Raw genomic sequence first — 15,292 nt, 5'->3', positions numbered from 1 at the left:
ACCTCAGTGGACGGTTTCGGCGATGTGCTGCGTACCGATCCGCTTGCGGAAGACCCAGTAGGTCCACCCCTGGTAGATCATGACGACCGGCGTGGCGATCACCGCGCACCAGGTCATGATCTTCAGGGTGTAGGGGCTCGACGAGGCGTTGGTGACCGTGAGGCTCCAGGCGTCATTGAGCGAGGACGGCATGACGTTCGGGAAGAGCGTCAGGAAGAGCATCGCCACGGCGGCCACGATGGTCACGCCGGACAGGGCGAACGACCATCCCTCCCGCCCGGCCTGGTTCGCCGCAAGCGCCGCGACCAGTGCCACGACGGCTACCACCAGCGCGACGAGGCTCTTGCCGTCACCGTTCTCGACCTGCGTCCAGAGCATGAAGATCAGCGCCAGCACCGCGGTGGCGAGGCCGACCCACAGGGCCGTCCTCCGCGCCCTCTCCCGGATGTCCCCGACGGTCTTCAGCGCGGTGAACACCGCACCGTGGAAGGTGAACAGCGTCAGCGTCACCAGGCCGCCGAGGAGCGCGTACGGGTTGAGCAGATCCGGGACGTTGCCGACGTACTCATGGTTCTGGTCGATCTTCACGCCCCGCACGATGTTCGCGAAGGCCACGCCCCACAGGAACGCCGGGAGCAGCGAGCACCAGAAGATGGCCTGCTCCCAGTTGCGCTGCCAGTTCTCCTCGGGCCGCTTCGCCCGGTACTCGAAGGCGACACCCCGGACGATCAGGCAGACCAGGATGAGCAGCAGGGGGAGGTAGAAGCCGGAGAAGAGCGTGGCGTACCACTCGGGGAAGGCGGCGAAGGTCGCACCGCCCGCCGACAGCAGCCACACCTCGTTGCCGTCCCAGACAGGGCCGATCGTGTTGATCAGCACCCGCCGCTCGGGCCGGTTGCGGGCCAGCAGCTTGGTGAGGACACCGACCCCGAAGTCGAAGCCCTCCAGGAAGAAGTAGCCGATCCACAGGACGGCGATCAGGACGAACCAGACGTCGTGAAGTTCCATGACTGAGCAGCTCCCTCGGCCTAGTACGAGAAGGCCATCGGCTTGTCGGCGTCAGGGGAGTCGCCGCCGATCTTCTTGGGCGGGTTCAGGTCGGCCTCCGTCAGCTCGGGCGGGCCGGCCTTGACGTACTTCGCGAGGAGCTTGACCTCGACGACGGCGAGGATGGCGTACAGGGTGGTGAAGACGATCATCGAGGTGAGGACCTCGCCCTGGGAGACACCGGGGGAGACCGCGTCCCGGGTGCGCAGCACGCCGTAGACGACCCAGGGCTGCCTGCCCATCTCGGTGAAGATCCAGCCCCAGGAGTTGGCGATCAGCGGGAAGGCCAGGGTCCAGATCGCGATGCGCCAGTACCAGGTGGTCAGCTTGGGGCCGAGCGCCTTCTTCGGGAACAGCACCAGATGCGGCACCTCGTCGTCACCGACCCGCAGGTGCTGCGGCAGCATGAACTTCTTGCGGGTCAGCCAGAGTCCGACCAGTCCGATGGTGAACGACGCCATACCGAAGCCGATCATCCAGCGGAAGCCCCAGTAGGCGACCGGGATGTTGGGCCGGTAGTCGCCGGGGCCGTACTTCTCCTGCTCGGCCTTGTTGACGTCGTTGATGCCGGGGACGTACGAGGTGAAGTCGTCCTTGGCCAGGAACGACAGCAGGCCGGGGATCTCTATGGCGACCTTGTTGTGGCCCTTGTCGACGTCACCGACGGCGAAGATCGAGAAGGGCGCCGGCTTCTCGCCGTCCCACAGGGCCTCGGCCGCGGCCATCTTCATCGGCTGCTGCTCGTACATGATCTTGCCGAGCGTGTCACCGCTGACAGCGGTCAGCAGGCCGCCGACGGCGACGGTGACCAGGCCGAGCCGGAGCGAGGTCTTCATCTCGCGGATGTGCTTCTTGCGCAGCAGGTGGAAGGCGGAGATGCCGACCATGAAGGCGCCACCGGTGAGGAAGGCTGCCGAGAGGGTGTGGAAGGCCTGGGCGAGCGCGGTGTTCTGGGTCAGCACGAGCCAGAAGTCGGTGAGCTCGGCCCGCCCCTTCGCCTCGTTGATCCGGTAGCCGACGGGGTGCTGCATCCAGGAGTTGGCCGCCAGGATGAAGTACGCCGACAGGATCGTGCCGATCGAGACCATCCACATGCAGGCCAGGTGGATCTTCTTCGGCAGCTTGTCCCAGCCGAAGATCCACAGACCGATGAAGGTGGACTCGAAGAAGAAGGCGATCAGCGCCTCGAAGGCGAGCGGGGCTCCGAAGACGTCACCGACGAAGCGGGAGTAGTCGGACCAGTTCATGCCGAACTGGAACTCCTGCACGATGCCGGTGACGACCCCCATCGCGATGTTGATCAGGAAGAGCTTGCCCCAGAACTTCGTCGCCCTGAGGTACTTCTCCTTCTCCGTGCGCACCCAGGCGGTCTGCAGCCCGGCCGTGAGGGCGGCCAGCGAGATCGTCAGGGGGACGAACAGGAAGTGGTAGACGGTGGTGATTCCGAACTGCCATCGCGCCAAGGTCTCCGGCGCCAAAGCCAGGTCCACGTCGCCGCTCCTTACATACGCTTGTGAAAGCGTTCACATTCACAAGCCATTATGCAGCACAGGCTTTCCGACCCAGAAGGGGGTCCCCCGGTCCAGCTCAACTCTTGGCGCGGACTTCAACATATTGTTGAATCGGCGCATGCAGGCGCAGACCCATGCACCACTACGGATACGGATCTCCTGGCCCGCGGGTCATCTCACCGCCACGCTCGACGAGACCCCGACCTCGCAGGCCCTCGCCAAGGCCCTGCCTTTCACCTCCACCGCCCAGACCTGGGGCGAGGAGGTGTACTTCGACACAGGAGTGTCAGTTTCACGTGAAACGGACGCCCGGCAGGTCGTGGAGCCGGGCACGGTCGCTTTCTGGACCGACGGCGACGCCCTGGCGCTCCCCTACGGGCCTACACCGATCTCGCGAGGCGACGAGTGCCGCCTCGCGAGCCCGTGCAACGTCCTCGGCCGCCTCGACGGCGACCCTCGCCTACTGGCGACCGTGCGCGGCGGCGACCCCGTCCGCGTCGAACTCGTAGACGCCTGACCTGACCCTCGGAGCCCTACAGCTCCTTACGGAAGCCTTCCGCCACCTTCAGGAAGATGTCGTTCGCCTCGGCCTCCCCGACCGTGACCCGCACACCCTCGCCCGGGAACGGCCGGATCACCACGCCCGCCTGCTCACACGCCTCCGCGAAGGCAACGGTGCGCTCCCCCAGCCGCAGCCACACGAAGTTGGCCTGGGTCTCGGGCACGGTCCAGCCCTGTGCGCGCAACCCGTCGACCACGCGGTTGCGCTCACATACCAGCGACCCGACCCGGCCGAGCAGTTCGTCCTCGGCACGCAGCGAGACAATGGCCGCCTCCTGCGCGAGCTGGCTCACCCCGAAGGGCACGGCCGTCTTGCGCAGTGCCGCCGCGACCGGCTCATGGGCGATCGCGAAACCGACGCGGAGGCCGGCGAGGCCGTACGCCTTGGAGAACGTCCGCAGGACACAGACGTTCGGCCGCTTGCGGTAGAACTCCACCCCGTCCGGCACCTCGGGGTCGCGGATGAACTCGCGGTACGCCTCGTCGAGCACCACCAGGACATCGCTGGGCACCCGGTCGAGGAACTGTTCCAGCTCGGCCCGCTGCACGACCGTGCCCGTCGGGTTGTTGGGGTTGCAGACGAAGATCAGCCTGGTGCGGTCGGTGATGGCGGCGGCCATCGCGTCCAGGTCATGCACGTCGCCCGAGGTCAGCGGCACCTTCACGGACGTGGCGCCGCTGATCTGCGTGATGATCGGGTACGCCTCGAAGGAGCGCCAGGCGTAGATGACCTCGTCGCCGGGTCCGGCGGTGGCCTGGATCAGCTGCTGGGCGACGCCGACCGAGCCGGTGCCGGTGGCCAGGTGGGAGAGCGGGACTCCGAAGCGCTCGGACAGCTCGTTCATGAGCCCCGTGCACATCATGTCCGGGTAGCGGTTGAAGGACGAGGCGGTGGCCATCACCGTCTCCATCACGCCCGGCAGCGGCGGATACGGGTTCTCGTTGGAGGACAGCTTGTAGGCCACCGGGCCACCGGCCGCGGCAGGCTTGCCGGGCTTGTAGGTGGGGATCCCCTCCAGCTCGGCACGCAGCTTGGGGCTCGTCTCGCTCACCGCAGTCCTCCTCGCGACGACCGGCGGCCCATCAAAACCGCCGGCTCCAATACTTCTCACCTTATGAGGATTCGGCGCCGATGCGTACAGGTGAGCAGGGGCCGATGCGTACGGGTGGAGCAGGCCCGTCTGCTGATCCCACCTGTCACACCAGCATCACGGGCATCGTCATACGAAGGCGTACGAATCGGGGGGCGCGCCACACATATATCTACGCGCCGGTGGCTCACGCCCTGGCGCGCATCACCCGTGAAGGTGAGTTGAGACCTCTTCGAAACATCGGGCACTTGGCAGGCCCATGCGCGCCGACAAGTCACGTCCTGCCATTGGATCGTTCAACTCCCTTCATTTCAAAGGAGTTTGACGCCTCATGACCTTGCAGAAACGTGCCTGTCAACGATTGCATATGCGTCCGCACTACCCCACCGCATGAGCCCTACTATCGGCTCGCCATGACAGCAGCAGGGAAGCACCAGGTGAGCCGCGCGGAAACCTCACGTCGAGGCAGTCGGCCCGGTCGGGCGGGCATCAGAGACGTGGCGGCCGCCGCCGGAGTCTCCATCACGACCGTCTCCGACGCCCTCAACGGAAAGGGCCGGCTCCCCGACGCCACCCGGCGGCATGTCCGCGAGGTCGCCGACCGGCTGGGCTACCGGCCCTCGGCCGCGGCCCGCACCCTTCGCACGGGCAAGTCGGGACTCATCGGCCTGACCGTGACGACATACGGGGATGAACCTTTCACCTTCACCGAGTTCGCGTACTTCGCCGAGATGGCCCGTGCGGCCACCTCGGCCGCGCTCGCCCGCGGCTACGCCCTCGTGATCCTCCCCGCGACCTCGCGCCACGACGTCTGGTCCAACGTCGCCCTCGACGGCACCGTCGTCATCGACCCCTCCGACCAGGACCCGGTCGTCAGCGAACTGGTCAGACAGGGGCTCCCGGTCGTCTCCGACGGCCGCCCCGCCGGCTCGCTCCCGGTCACCGCCTGGGTCGACAACGACCACGAGGCCGCCGTGATGGGCATCCTCGATCACCTGGCCGACGCCGGCGCCCGCCGGATCGGCCTGCTGACGGGCACCACCACGGACACGTACACCCATCTGTCGACTACGGCGTACCTGCGCTGGTGCGAGCGCGTCGGACAGGACCCGGTGTACGAGGCCTACCCGGCGCACGACCCGTGCGCGGGCGCCGTCGCCGCCGACCGGCTGCTCGCCCGCCCCGACCGTCCCGACGCGGTCTACGGCCTGTTCGACCCGAACGGCACGGACCTGCTCGCCGCGGCCCGCCGCTACGGTCTGCGCGTACCGGACGACCTGCTTCTGGTGTGTTGCAGCGAATCCACGGTGTACGCCAACACCGAGCCGCCCATCACCACGCTCTCCCTCAAGCCGCGCCGGATCGGCACGGCGGTGGTCCAGCTCCTCATCGACGCCATCGAGGGGGTCGACTCGGACCAGCCGGTCGAGCAGGTGATACCGACCGAGCTGATCGTGCGTACCTCGTCCCAGCGACGTCCGCCGCGGACGACGGTCAGCCCGCCCCGGTCCCCCGAGGAGCGGTAAGGGCGCGCCGAAGCACGGCACGGGCTGGTCGGGGGGCCGGCCCGGCGCGTTTGTCGAGTGGTCGAAGCCCGGCCCAATCGGGGCGAAAGCCGCAGTGAACAGGAGTCCTGCTCCGATTCACCACCCCTGGGTCATCACATGGCGCGATCGGCATTCCTATGATGGGCCCACGACACCCGCGGGCCGCTGCGACCAGGCAGTCCGATGCGGTGCAGGTGCGGCGCGATGGTGGAGGGGTCTGATGACTCAGGGGGCCGGTCAGGGACCCGAGGTGGAGCGCACGGCGACGTTGCGCGACTTCCGGGTGCCCGCATACGTCCACGAGACCGGTCCGTACGCCCACAGCACGCACCCGGGCGAGGTCGCCCCGCCCCTCGACGAGTCCTATCCCGAGGGGTACACGCCCACGCAGCGCGATCTGCCGGTGATCAATCGCGGCGACACGGTCCAGGTGCAGGTCGATCCCGCCTCCCTGCCCGCCCAGCAGTCCACGCGCGGCTCCGGCCCGCTGTTCGTCGTCGGCGATGTGCACGGCTATCTCGACGAGCTGATGGCGGCCCTCCAGGAGAAGGGCCTCATCGACGCGGCGGGCAACTGGTGCGCGGGCACCGCCCGGCTGTGGTTCCTCGGCGACTTCACCGACCGCGGCCCGGACGGCATCGGCGTCATCGACCTCGTGATGCGGCTGTCCGCCGAGGCCGCCGCGGCCGGCGGCTACTGCAAGGCCCTGATGGGCAACCACGAGCTGCTGCTGATCGGCGCCAAGCGGTTCGGCGACACCCCCGTCAACTCCGGCGCGGGCACGGCCACCTTCCAGGCGGCCTGGCTGCTCAACGGCGGCCAGAAGACCGACATGGACCGCCTCCAGGACCACCACCTGCAGTGGATGTCCCGGCTGGACGCCATTGAGGAGGTCGACGGCCATCTGCTCGTGCACTCGGACACCACCGCCTATCTCGACTACGGCGACTCGATCGAGGCGGTCAACGACACGGTCCGCGAGACGCTCACCCGCAACGACGCCGACGAGTGCTGGGATCTCTTCCGCAAGTTCACGAGGCGCTTCTCCTTCCGCGACGAGGGCGGCGCCGACCATGTGCGCTCCCTGCTCGATACGTACGGCGGCACCCGCATCGTTCATGGCCACAGCCCCATTCCGTATCTGCTGGGCGACGTCGGCTCCGAGGACGGCGAGGACAACGCCGGACCGCTGGTCGAGGGACCGCACCTCTACGCGGACGGGCTCGCCATCGCGATGGACGGCGGCGTGACCATGGCCGGAAAGCTGCTGGTGCAGCAACTTCCGCTGGATATCTGAACGTTCAGCGGGCAGACGTCCCCCCATCGCACAGCGACGGAGGACGGCGCAGGCCAGGGCCCAATTTTGGCAAACCCCCTGTCACCGCGTGCCGTCACCGCTCTACCATCGGCTTATCCGTAGCAGGCTCCCCTCCGTTTCTGCCCGACGGCTCGTTGGCATGCGAGCCCCAAGCCCTACGGAGCATCGGGGGATGCACATGAACAGCGTTCCGCAGCACCTGCACAGCGAGGACCGCCAAGAGTACGAGCGGATCCTCGACGAGGCGCTGCGCTCCGCACCACACCGCCCGGAACTGGCCGCTGTGGGACAGCGGCTCAACCCCGAACAGCTGCGCACCATGGCGCTGAACGCCACCGCACTCATCACGGCGGCCGCGGCGACCGAGTACCAGCACTACGTGAAGGTCCGCGAGGAACTGCGCCGGCCGGCGCCGTCCACCCCGTCGTCCGTCCGCGAGTCCGGCTCCACCGAGTCGGGCACGGGCGGGATGGGGCTCGCCGCCACCATGGGAGAAGTCGCCGAGACGGCCGGTCCCGGAGTCGTCGCCGTGCTCGCCGTCCTGGCACCCGTCCTCGCGGGCACCGCCGCGGCGATATTCCTGCTCGTCGGCTACATCCTGAAGATGTTCAACCCCGAGCCGGCCTTCGCCCAGACCATGCTCACCACCGGATGGGTGTTCGGCGCCATCGCGGCGGCCGCGATCCTGGTCGCCGCCGTCGGCCTCCTCCTCACCGCCCTGCGCAACCGTCCGGCCTTCGACGGCGGGCCGTACGGCGAACTGAGCGAAGAGGTGGCACGGGCCAGGGAAGCCTGGCGCGAAGCCCTGCTGGAGCGCGGCGTGCTGCCCTTCCTTCGGGAGGCGCTCGCCGACCCCGGCACGGCGGCGGTCCTGCACCGCACGCCACCGTCGGCACCGGCCGGCCGGATCCCGAACCTCGGCTACGACCGCCCGGGTTTCAGCAGCCCGGACAACGGCCCCGCCGCGGGCCCGCGTCCGAGCTTCAGCAGCCCGGACTACACGAGCCCGGACTTCGGAGGTCCGGAACACCAGCCGGAGTAACCCCTCGGCTTGCGCCCCCGCTGCGAGCAGGCCCCCGGCAGGGGACCTCCTCCTCGACGGAACCCCGAGGAACCTTCCTCGGGGAGGCGCAAGCCGACGAGCCGGCTCGGCCATCCCTACACCAGGGCATGGCGCCCTGGGTCAGGACGTCGACGTCAGTCCGCGATCGGCAGGTACACCCGGTTGCCCGCCGCGGCGAACTCCTTCGACTTCTGAGCCATGCCCTCCACGATCTCCTCCTGGGAACCGCCGTGTTGGCGGCGGATGTCCTGGGAGATCTTCATCGAGCAGAACTTCGGCCCGCACATCGAGCAGAAGTGCGCCGTCTTGGCGGGCTCTGCCGGAAGGGTCTCGTCGTGGAACTCCCGTGCCGTGTCCGGGTCCAGGGCGAGGTTGAACTGGTCCTCCCACCGGAACTCGAAGCGTGCGTCGGACAGCGCGTCGTCCCACTCCTGTGCACCGGGGTGCCCCTTGGCGAGGTCGGCCGCGTGGGCAGCGATCTTGTAGGTGATGACGCCGGTCTTGACGTCGTCGCGGTTGGGCAGGCCCAGGTGCTCCTTGGGCGTGACGTAGCAGAGCATCGCCGTGCCCCACCAGGCGATCATCGCGGCACCGATGCCGGACGTGATGTGGTCGTACGCCGGCGCGACGTCCGTGGTCAGCGGGCCGAGCGTATAGAACGGGGCTTCATCGCAGATCTCCTGCTGAAGGTCGATGTTCTCCTTGATCTTGTGCATCGGGACGTGACCCGGACCCTCGATCATGGTCTGTACGTTGAAACGCTTCGCGATCCGGTTGAGTTCCCCGAGCGTGCGGAGCTCAGCGAACTGCGCGTCGTCGTTGGCGTCCGCGATCGAGCCCGGCCGCAGCCCGTCGCCCAGCGAGTACGTGACGTCGTACGCGGCGAGGATCTCGCAGAGTTCCTCGAAGTTCTCGTACAGGAACGATTCCTTGTGGTGCGCCAGGCACCACGCCGCCATGATCGAGCCGCCACGCGAGACGATGCCGGTCTTGCGGTTCGCGGTGAGCGGCACGTACGGCAGGCGGACGCCCGCGTGGACGGTCATGTAGTCCACGCCCTGCTCGGCCTGCTCGATGACCGTGTCCTTGTAGATCTCCCAGGTCAGTTCCTCGGCCTTGCCGTCGACCTTCTCCAGCGCCTGGTAGAGCGGCACCGTGCCGATCGGCACGGGGGAGTTGCGCAGAACCCACTCGCGGGTGGTGTGGATGTTGCGGCCGGTGGACAGGTCCATGACCGTGTCAGCGCCCCAGCGGGTCGCCCAGGTCATCTTCTCGACCTCCTCCTCGATGGAGGAGGTGACCGCGGAGTTGCCGATGTTGGCGTTGACCTTCACCAGGAACCGCTTGCCGATGATCATCGGCTCGATCTCCGGGTGGTTGACGTTCGCGGGCAGCACGGCCCGGCCCGCCGCGATCTCCTCGCGCACCACCTCGGGCGAAACGTTCTCCCGGATGGCCACGAACTCCATCTCGGGTGTGATCTCCCCACGGCGGGCATAGGCGAGCTGAGTGACCGCCTGGCCGTCACGGCCGCGACGCGGCTGACGCGGGCGTCCGGGGAAGACCGCGTCCAGGTTGCGCAGGCCGCCACGCGGCGAGGTGTGCTTGATCCCGTCGTCCTCGGGACGGACGGGCCGGCCCGCGTACTCCTGGGTATCGCCGCGGGCGATGATCCAGTTCTCCCGCAGCGGGGAAAGCCCCCTGCGGACGTCGGTCTCGGTGAGGGGATCGGTGTACGGGCCCGACGTGTCGTACAGCGTGACCGACTGCCCGTTGGTGAGGTGCACCTGGCGGACCGGCACTCGCAGATCGGGGCGTGAGCCCTCGACGTACGCCTTGTGCCAGCCGATGGACTTCCCGGCCTCCGTGGGCTTTTCGCCCTGCTCGGACTGTTCGTCCCGCCTGGACTGTTGGTCCGACATGGACTGTTCGTCCTGGCTGGAGGCAGGCGTGCGCGCGTCCTTGATGGTCATGAGACCTACTCCCTACGCCGGCATTACCCGGTAACAGGTTCGGCGGTCGACGCAGCGATATCCGTCTGCCGATGTTTCGTGTGCAACATCACTCGTGATGGGTGATGTTTCATGTGAAACATCGCTGGGACGGAGGTCAGCGCCCTCTCAGCCCGGTGCTCCGAGCTCCCGCGTGTACAAAGGTGGCACCACGCTAGCGTCAATTCGGGCGCGGTGAACAGGGGGCCCCATTCGTTCTTGCGATGATCGGTCGGTGACCACGACGCATGAACCTCCGTACCCACCGCCCGAACCGCCACGCCGACCGGGTGCTGGAAGCGGCTTCGGAAACGGTCCCGGGAGCGGTTCGGGAGGCGGTCCCAGGGGCGTTCCTGGAGGTGGCCCTTTGCAGGGCAACGGACGTGTGGACGGCCGGGGTCCAGGGGTTCCCGGGGGCCGTTACGAGGGTGGCTACGGCCGGGATTCCGGGGGCGGCCAGGACGGCCACACGCCTGGAAACGGCGGGTGGCACGAGCACGGCCCCGGGGCCGGCGGGATGCGCGAGCACGGCGAGGGCTTCGGCGGCGGGTTTGGCGGTGAGTACGAGCGCGGACCCGGTTCCGGTGGTCCGCACGACCGTGGTCCCGGTTCCAGTGGTCCGCACGACCGCGGTCCCGGATCCGGCGGGCGACGCGGCGGCGGCGGGGGTCCTGGGGGTCATGGGGGCGACGGTGGTGACGGTGGTGACGGTCGTGATGGGAACGGCGGACATGGGCCGGGGAACGGTCATGGGCACTCGCACAGTCACGCCCACGGTCCGGCGGCTCCCGTCTCGCAGCATTTGCGCAAGGTCATCGCGGCGGTCCTGATCCCGTTCGCCGCGGCGGTGGTCGTCGGGCTAGCGGTGCTGTGGCCGGGCGGTGCCCCGCCGCACGAGCGCACCGGGGTCGGCTTCGACCGGCAGACCCAGCAGGCCACCGTGACCAAGGTCGTTGAGGTGAACTGCAAGGACGTGGGCGCCTCGGGAGTGCCCCCGACCGGCGACACCTCCACCGCCGAGGGGTCCGCCGCGGTGCAGCAGGAGAAGGGGACCTGCAAGAAGGCGACGATCCGTGTCGACACCGGCAAGGACAAGGGCCGTACGTTCACCGAGATCGTGCAGCCCGACCAGTCGCGCCAGCTGCACGAGGGCCAGGAGGTCGTGGCCGCCTACGAGCCATCCGCCCCCAAGGACCTGCAGTACTCGGTGACCGACGTGAACCGGCGCGTTCCGTTGGCGGTCCTCGCCGGGATCTTCGCACTCGCCGTCGTGGTCGTCGGGCGGTTGCGGGGCCTCATGGCGCTGATCTCGCTGGCCATCAGCTTCCTGGTGCTGAACTTCTTCATCCTGCCCGCGATCCTCCAGGGCTCGAACCCGCTGGTCGTGGCGGTGGTGGGATCGAGCGCCATCATGCTGATCGCCCTCTATCTGTGCCACGGTCTCTCGGCCCGTACCTCGGTCGCGGTACTCGGCACCCTCATCTCACTGCTGCTGATCGGCGTCCTCGGCTCGGTGTTCATCGACTGGGCCGCGCTCACCGGGAACACGGACGACAACACCGGCCTCATCCACGGGCTGTATCCGTCGATCGACATGAGCGGTCTGCTGCTCGCCGGCATCATCATCGGCTCGCTCGGTGTCCTCGACGACGTGACGGTCACGCAGACGTCCGCGGTCTGGGAGCTGCACGAGGCGAACCCGACGATGGGCTGGCGTGGGCTGTACCGCGCGGGCATCCGCATCGGCCGTGACCACATCGCGTCCGTCGTCAACACCCTCGTCCTCGCCTACGCGGGCGCCGCGCTGCCGCTGCTGCTGCTCTTCTCGATCGCGCAGAGCGGCGTCGGCACGGTCGCCAACAGCGAGCTCGTCGCGGAGGAGATCGTGCGCACACTGGTCGGCTCCATCGGACTGGTCGCGTCGGTACCGGTCACCACGGCCCTCGCGGCCCTGGTGGTCTCGGCCGACCGACCGGAAAAGGGTGCGGTGCCGGTCGGTGCCGAGCCGGTTCCGGCGAGCGGTCAGGCAGCTCCGGGACGGGGCGGGCGGGGTCGTCGGCGCAAGCGGTGACGTGTCAGGGGGAGGCTTCGGTGGGCGGCTCGGGGGGTGGGGCTTCGGTGGGCAGGGCTTCGGTAGGTAAAGCTTCGGTAGGTAGGGCTTCGGTAGGCGGGGCTCCAGACGTCGGCCGACAGAGGCGATGAGGCCCCAAGCCCCGTCGTCGGCGCCCAAAGCCCCGTACCCGGCACCCCAAGCCCCGTACCCGGCACCCCAAGCCCCGTGCCTTCGCCCAGAAGCCCCGCAGCCGACTCCGCCCATCCGGCGGAGCGCGAAGCACACTCCGCGGGGCGGAAGCGCCCTCACGCGCCCCTTGTGCACCCGCTGAAGCGTTACGCCACCCTGGCCCACGCAGACGTAACGCTTCAGCCGGCGCTCTGCTCCTCCGCCAGGATGCGGTCCAGAGCCTCGTCGAGGTGGGCGTCGAAGTCGGCGAGCGTGCCCTCCTGCCCAAGCGGCACCAGCTTGTCCGTGCGGTCGAGAAAGGCCACCAGCGGCGCCACGGAGGACCGGAACAGCGCCTGATCCGCGCCGACCTGAAGCCGGATCAGAACGTCACCCAGCGTCTCGGCGCCCGCGGGCGAGACCCGCACGTCTCCCTCCCCGCACGGCCGGCCCACCCCGTCGACCAGCAACTCGCGGCCGAAGGCCCAGGTCACCGGGGCATCGCCGGGCAGATGGAAGGTCAGTCGCACCGCATAGGGATCACAGGTCTCGTACCGCAGCTCCACCGGGATGCGGAAGGAGAGCTCCTCGGACACGAGAAAGCTCATCATGACCTCTGCCTGTACGGACTCTCGCATCGCCCTACCCCGTCGTTTGCCTTCGACTGGCCGGGACCGGACCCCGAGCCTGGTGGAATCTTGCTGAACGTACACGAGAGATCACAAGGAGTGAGTTTTCAGATACTGATAGAGATCGCCAGTGACCCCAGACGCCGCCCGACTTCCTCCTGCAGCTGACGTGCCGCCTCGAACAGGCGGTCGTCCTGCTCGACGGGCAGGGAAATGGCCATCGTCGCGGCCGTGGTGCCCACCGTGATCGGGATCGCGGCGCACACCGTGCCCAGGGCGTACTCCTGACGCTCGGTCACCGGCTCCATCCGACGCATCCGTTCCAGCCGCCGGAGCAGCGTGCGGCTGTCTCGGACCGTGTACGGGGTGATGGCCTGCACGGGATGGCGGTCCAGGTGATCGCGCCGGGCGTCCTCGTCCAGCTGGGACAGCAGGCACTGACCGATGGCGTGCGCGTGGCCGGTCTCACGGAAGTCGGCCCACTCCTCGACCGCCGGGTTACCAGGGGTGTCCGAGACGCACATGACCTCGATCTCACCCTCGCGGTACTGGGCGTAGTACACGGGTACGCCGATGGCGTCGCGGCACTGGGCGAGCGCGTCGGCAACCGTGCTGCGACGTTTCTGCTCGGCTCCGCTGCTGCTCAGCCGCACGGCTGCCTCGCCGAGGAAGAACAGCCCCCGGTCGCGTTGCAGATAGCCCTCGTGCACCAGTGTGCGCAGGAGGTGGTAGGCGGTGGGCAGTGCCAGGCCCGTCTCACGGGCGAGTTGCTTGGCGGGGGCGCCGCACTCGTGGTCGGCGACGCATTCCAGCAGGCGCATCGCGCGCTGGACGGAACTGATGAGGGTCGCGGAGTTGGACTGCGCGGTGGGTTCCGGGGAGGCCTGGCGCGGTACCTGAGGTACGGCGGAGCGGGGCCGTCCGGGGGGTGCGTGGGGTGCTGAGCGTGCGGTGTCAACCGTGGCCAAGGGTCACTCCCGAAGCGCGAGGGGGGCAGCCCGTGCGGGGAACACGGGTGGGGGTGTACGCCGCTCGCGGGGTCGTCCCCGCGTCGATTTTCGGACTCTATTGGTCCGTCGACGCCTGTGAACGCCCTGTCCGGGAAACTTCCCTCCCCCGAGGGAACCGGTGATTCCTGTTACCGCCCACCGGTCCCCAGGGGCCTCACCAGTCCCTGCGTGACGAAGAGCTCGACATGAACTTACGTACGACGTAGATCAGTCCACCGACCAGTGCCACGAACACCAGCACCTTGAAAAGGAGTCCGATCACGAACCCGACCACGCTGGCTATCAGCCCGCCGAAAACGACCAGGGCGATGACCGGCACCGCGATCCACTTCACCCACCACGGCAGTCCCGCGAAGATCTCACGCATCGCCCTCGTCCTTACCTCTCCGCCCGTGCTGTGCCGGGTCCTGATTCCTCGAATCCGCTGGGGAACCTTCTGACTCCTTGATTCCCTGCACTCGATGCTAGGACCGACAGGTGCCCGAGCGGGGGCCTCGCAGCCCTTGTCCTCCCCTGATCGATCCCCTAGGGAACCCCGGGGCCCGGGTCAGCTCTCGGGCGGAGAGAACACCACGAGCACCCGCAGATCCTCGCTGATGTGGTGGAACTTGTGGGCCACCCCGGCCGGGACGTACACCACGCTGCCGCGCGCCACCTGCGTGGTCTCCATGCCGACCGTGATCTGCGCGCGGCCGCTCACGACGAAGTAGACCTCGTCCTGGTTGTGCGGTTTCTGTGGATCATGCTCGCCGGCGTTGAGCGCGTACAGGCCGACGGACATGTGCCGTTCCCGCAGAAACTGCAGGTAGGCGCCCTCGTTGGCGGCGCGCTCCGCCTCCAGTTCGTCCAGCCGGAAAGCCTTCATCGCTGTTGTCCGCCCTCGTCCCTGTCCTCATGGCCGATCTCGTCTGCCACGATCAGACACATGAAGAATTTCGTAGTCAAGACGATCGCCAACGCGGGCGCCCTGGCGGTCGCCGTCTGGCTGCTCGACAAGATCACCCTCACCGGTGACAGCACGGGCAAGAAGATAGGCACCCTGCTCCTCGTCGCGCTGATCTTCGGCGTGGTGAACTTCCTGGTCAAGCCCGTGGTCAAGCTCCTGAGCCTGCCGCTGCTCATCCTGACGCTCGGTCTGTTCACCCTGATCGTCAACGCGCTGATGCTGCTGCTGACCTCGTGGTTCGCCGACAAGCTCGACCTGAGCTTCCATGTCGAGGGCTTCTGGACCGCCGTGCTCGGCGGCCTGATCATCTCCATCGTCTCCTGGGCGCTCAACCTCGCCCTGCCCGACGGGGACTGA

Annotated in this window: 14 protein-coding genes and 1 riboswitch; of the genes, 6 read left to right on the top strand and 8 right to left on the bottom strand. The window is 68.2% G+C overall.

The genetic code is table 11. The features are described from left to right. Positions 1–3: 3 nt before the first annotated feature. Positions 4–1,008, bottom strand: coding sequence for a cytochrome d ubiquinol oxidase subunit II (cydB, locus tag ACIRD7_RS30430; protein WP_403458614.1), 1,005 nt, complete (start codon positions 1,006–1,008; stop codon positions 4–6). Positions 1,009–1,028: 20 nt separating this feature from the next. Then, the gene (locus tag ACIRD7_RS30425; RefSeq protein WP_403458613.1) at positions 1,029–2,537 is read right to left on the bottom strand and encodes a cytochrome ubiquinol oxidase subunit I; all 1,509 of its coding nucleotides are present in this window, start codon (positions 2,535–2,537) and stop codon (positions 1,029–1,031) included. A gap of 139 nt (positions 2,538–2,676) precedes the next feature. Between ACIRD7_RS30425 and ACIRD7_RS30420 the strand changes: the two genes are divergently transcribed. Continuing rightward, on the top strand, positions 2,677–3,075 hold the full coding sequence (locus ACIRD7_RS30420) for a cyclophilin-like fold protein (RefSeq protein WP_403458612.1): 399 nt from the start codon (positions 2,677–2,679) through the stop codon (positions 3,073–3,075). A 16-nt stretch (positions 3,076–3,091) separates the two neighbouring features. On the opposite strand, the gene hisC is transcribed toward ACIRD7_RS30420, so the two are convergent. Beyond that, complete coding sequence (gene hisC / locus ACIRD7_RS30415; protein WP_403458611.1) at positions 3,092–4,171, bottom strand: histidinol-phosphate transaminase; 1,080 nt, start codon at positions 4,169–4,171, stop codon at positions 3,092–3,094. Between the two features lie 452 nt (positions 4,172–4,623). Here hisC and ACIRD7_RS30410 point away from each other — a divergent pair, with 452 nt between their 5' ends. The 3 genes from ACIRD7_RS30410 (at position 4,624) to ACIRD7_RS30400 (ending at position 8,117) form a co-directional block, all read left to right on the top strand. Then, on the top strand, positions 4,624–5,736 hold the full coding sequence (locus ACIRD7_RS30410; RefSeq protein ID WP_393507103.1) for a LacI family DNA-binding transcriptional regulator: 1,113 nt from the start codon (positions 4,624–4,626) through the stop codon (positions 5,734–5,736). A gap of 241 nt (positions 5,737–5,977) precedes the next feature. Then, positions 5,978–7,054 carry a metallophosphoesterase gene (locus tag ACIRD7_RS30405; RefSeq protein ID WP_403458609.1) on the top strand — a complete coding sequence of 359 codons (1,077 nt, stop codon included), beginning with the start codon at positions 5,978–5,980 and terminating at the stop codon, positions 7,052–7,054. A gap of 193 nt (positions 7,055–7,247) precedes the next feature. Continuing rightward, entirely contained in the window at positions 7,248–8,117 is an 870-nt protein-coding gene (locus ACIRD7_RS30400) for a hypothetical protein (RefSeq protein WP_403458607.1), read from the top strand. Positions 8,118–8,272: 155 nt separating this feature from the next. On the opposite strand, the gene thiC is transcribed toward ACIRD7_RS30400, so the two are convergent. After that, positions 8,273–10,111: a phosphomethylpyrimidine synthase ThiC gene (gene thiC / locus ACIRD7_RS30395; protein ID WP_403458606.1), complete on the bottom strand. Its 1,839-nt coding sequence runs from the start codon at positions 10,109–10,111 to the stop codon at positions 8,273–8,275. Continuing rightward, a riboswitch (TPP riboswitch) is annotated at positions 10,104–10,293 on the bottom strand. It overlaps the preceding gene by 8 nt. Positions 10,294–10,646: 353 nt before the next feature. Between thiC and ACIRD7_RS30390 the strand changes: the two genes are divergently transcribed. After that, positions 10,647–12,200, top strand: a complete 1,554-nt coding sequence (locus ACIRD7_RS30390) for a YibE/F family protein (protein ID WP_403458604.1) — start codon at positions 10,647–10,649, stop codon at positions 12,198–12,200. A gap of 350 nt (positions 12,201–12,550) precedes the next feature. Here the strand turns inward: ACIRD7_RS30390 and ACIRD7_RS30385 are convergent, their stop codons facing one another. From ACIRD7_RS30385 to ACIRD7_RS30370, 4 genes are all read right to left on the bottom strand, one after another. Continuing rightward, a complete protein-coding gene (locus tag ACIRD7_RS30385; RefSeq protein ID WP_403458603.1) occupies positions 12,551–12,988 on the bottom strand; it encodes an SsgA family sporulation/cell division regulator in 438 nt (145 codons plus the stop codon). A gap of 98 nt (positions 12,989–13,086) precedes the next feature. Continuing rightward, on the bottom strand, positions 13,087–13,947 hold the full coding sequence (locus tag ACIRD7_RS30380) for an IclR family transcriptional regulator (protein ID WP_403458601.1): 861 nt from the start codon (positions 13,945–13,947) through the stop codon (positions 13,087–13,089). Positions 13,948–14,143: 196 nt separating this feature from the next. Beyond that, entirely contained in the window at positions 14,144–14,356 is a 213-nt protein-coding gene (locus tag ACIRD7_RS30375) for a DUF5326 family protein (RefSeq protein WP_403458599.1), read from the bottom strand. 180 nt (positions 14,357–14,536) lie between these two features. Continuing rightward, entirely contained in the window at positions 14,537–14,854 is a 318-nt protein-coding gene (locus tag ACIRD7_RS30370; RefSeq protein ID WP_403458597.1) for a cupin domain-containing protein, read from the bottom strand. Positions 14,855–14,914: 60 nt separating this feature from the next. Between ACIRD7_RS30370 and ACIRD7_RS30365 the strand changes: the two genes are divergently transcribed. After that, positions 14,915–15,292, top strand: a complete 378-nt coding sequence (locus ACIRD7_RS30365) for a phage holin family protein (RefSeq protein WP_403458596.1) — start codon at positions 14,915–14,917, stop codon at positions 15,290–15,292.

It is taken from the genome of Streptomyces sp. NPDC093568, assembly GCF_044764945.1.
Taxonomy (GTDB): domain Bacteria; phylum Actinomycetota; class Actinomycetes; order Streptomycetales; family Streptomycetaceae; genus Streptomyces.
This window is presented reverse-complemented; position numbering and strand designations above follow the sequence as displayed.

What these genes read in the sequence shown, in the direction of transcription:
- ACIRD7_RS30390 (WP_403458604.1), top strand. Translation starts at nt 10,647, where the DNA reads ATGCGCGAGCACGGCGAGGGCTTCGGCGGCGGGTTTGGCGGTGAGTAC.
- cydB (WP_403458614.1), bottom strand. Translation starts at nt 1,008, where the DNA reads ATGGAACTTCACGACGTCTGGTTCGTCCTGATCGCCGTCCTGTGGATC.
- ACIRD7_RS30420 (WP_403458612.1), top strand. Translation starts at nt 2,677, where the DNA reads ATGCAGGCGCAGACCCATGCACCACTACGGATACGGATCTCCTGGCCC.
- thiC (WP_403458606.1), bottom strand. Translation starts at nt 10,111, where the DNA reads ATGACCATCAAGGACGCGCGCACGCCTGCCTCCAGCCAGGACGAACAG.
- ACIRD7_RS30400 (WP_403458607.1), top strand. Translation starts at nt 7,248, where the DNA reads ATGCACATGAACAGCGTTCCGCAGCACCTGCACAGCGAGGACCGCCAA.
- ACIRD7_RS30375 (WP_403458599.1), bottom strand. Translation starts at nt 14,356, where the DNA reads ATGCGTGAGATCTTCGCGGGACTGCCGTGGTGGGTGAAGTGGATCGCG.
- ACIRD7_RS30370 (WP_403458597.1), bottom strand. Translation starts at nt 14,854, where the DNA reads ATGAAGGCTTTCCGGCTGGACGAACTGGAGGCGGAGCGCGCCGCCAAC.
- ACIRD7_RS30410 (WP_393507103.1), top strand. Translation starts at nt 4,624, where the DNA reads ATGACAGCAGCAGGGAAGCACCAGGTGAGCCGCGCGGAAACCTCACGT.
- ACIRD7_RS30385 (WP_403458603.1), bottom strand. Translation starts at nt 12,988, where the DNA reads ATGCGAGAGTCCGTACAGGCAGAGGTCATGATGAGCTTTCTCGTGTCC.
- ACIRD7_RS30365 (WP_403458596.1), top strand. Translation starts at nt 14,915, where the DNA reads ATGAAGAATTTCGTAGTCAAGACGATCGCCAACGCGGGCGCCCTGGCG.
- ACIRD7_RS30405 (WP_403458609.1), top strand. Translation starts at nt 5,978, where the DNA reads ATGACTCAGGGGGCCGGTCAGGGACCCGAGGTGGAGCGCACGGCGACG.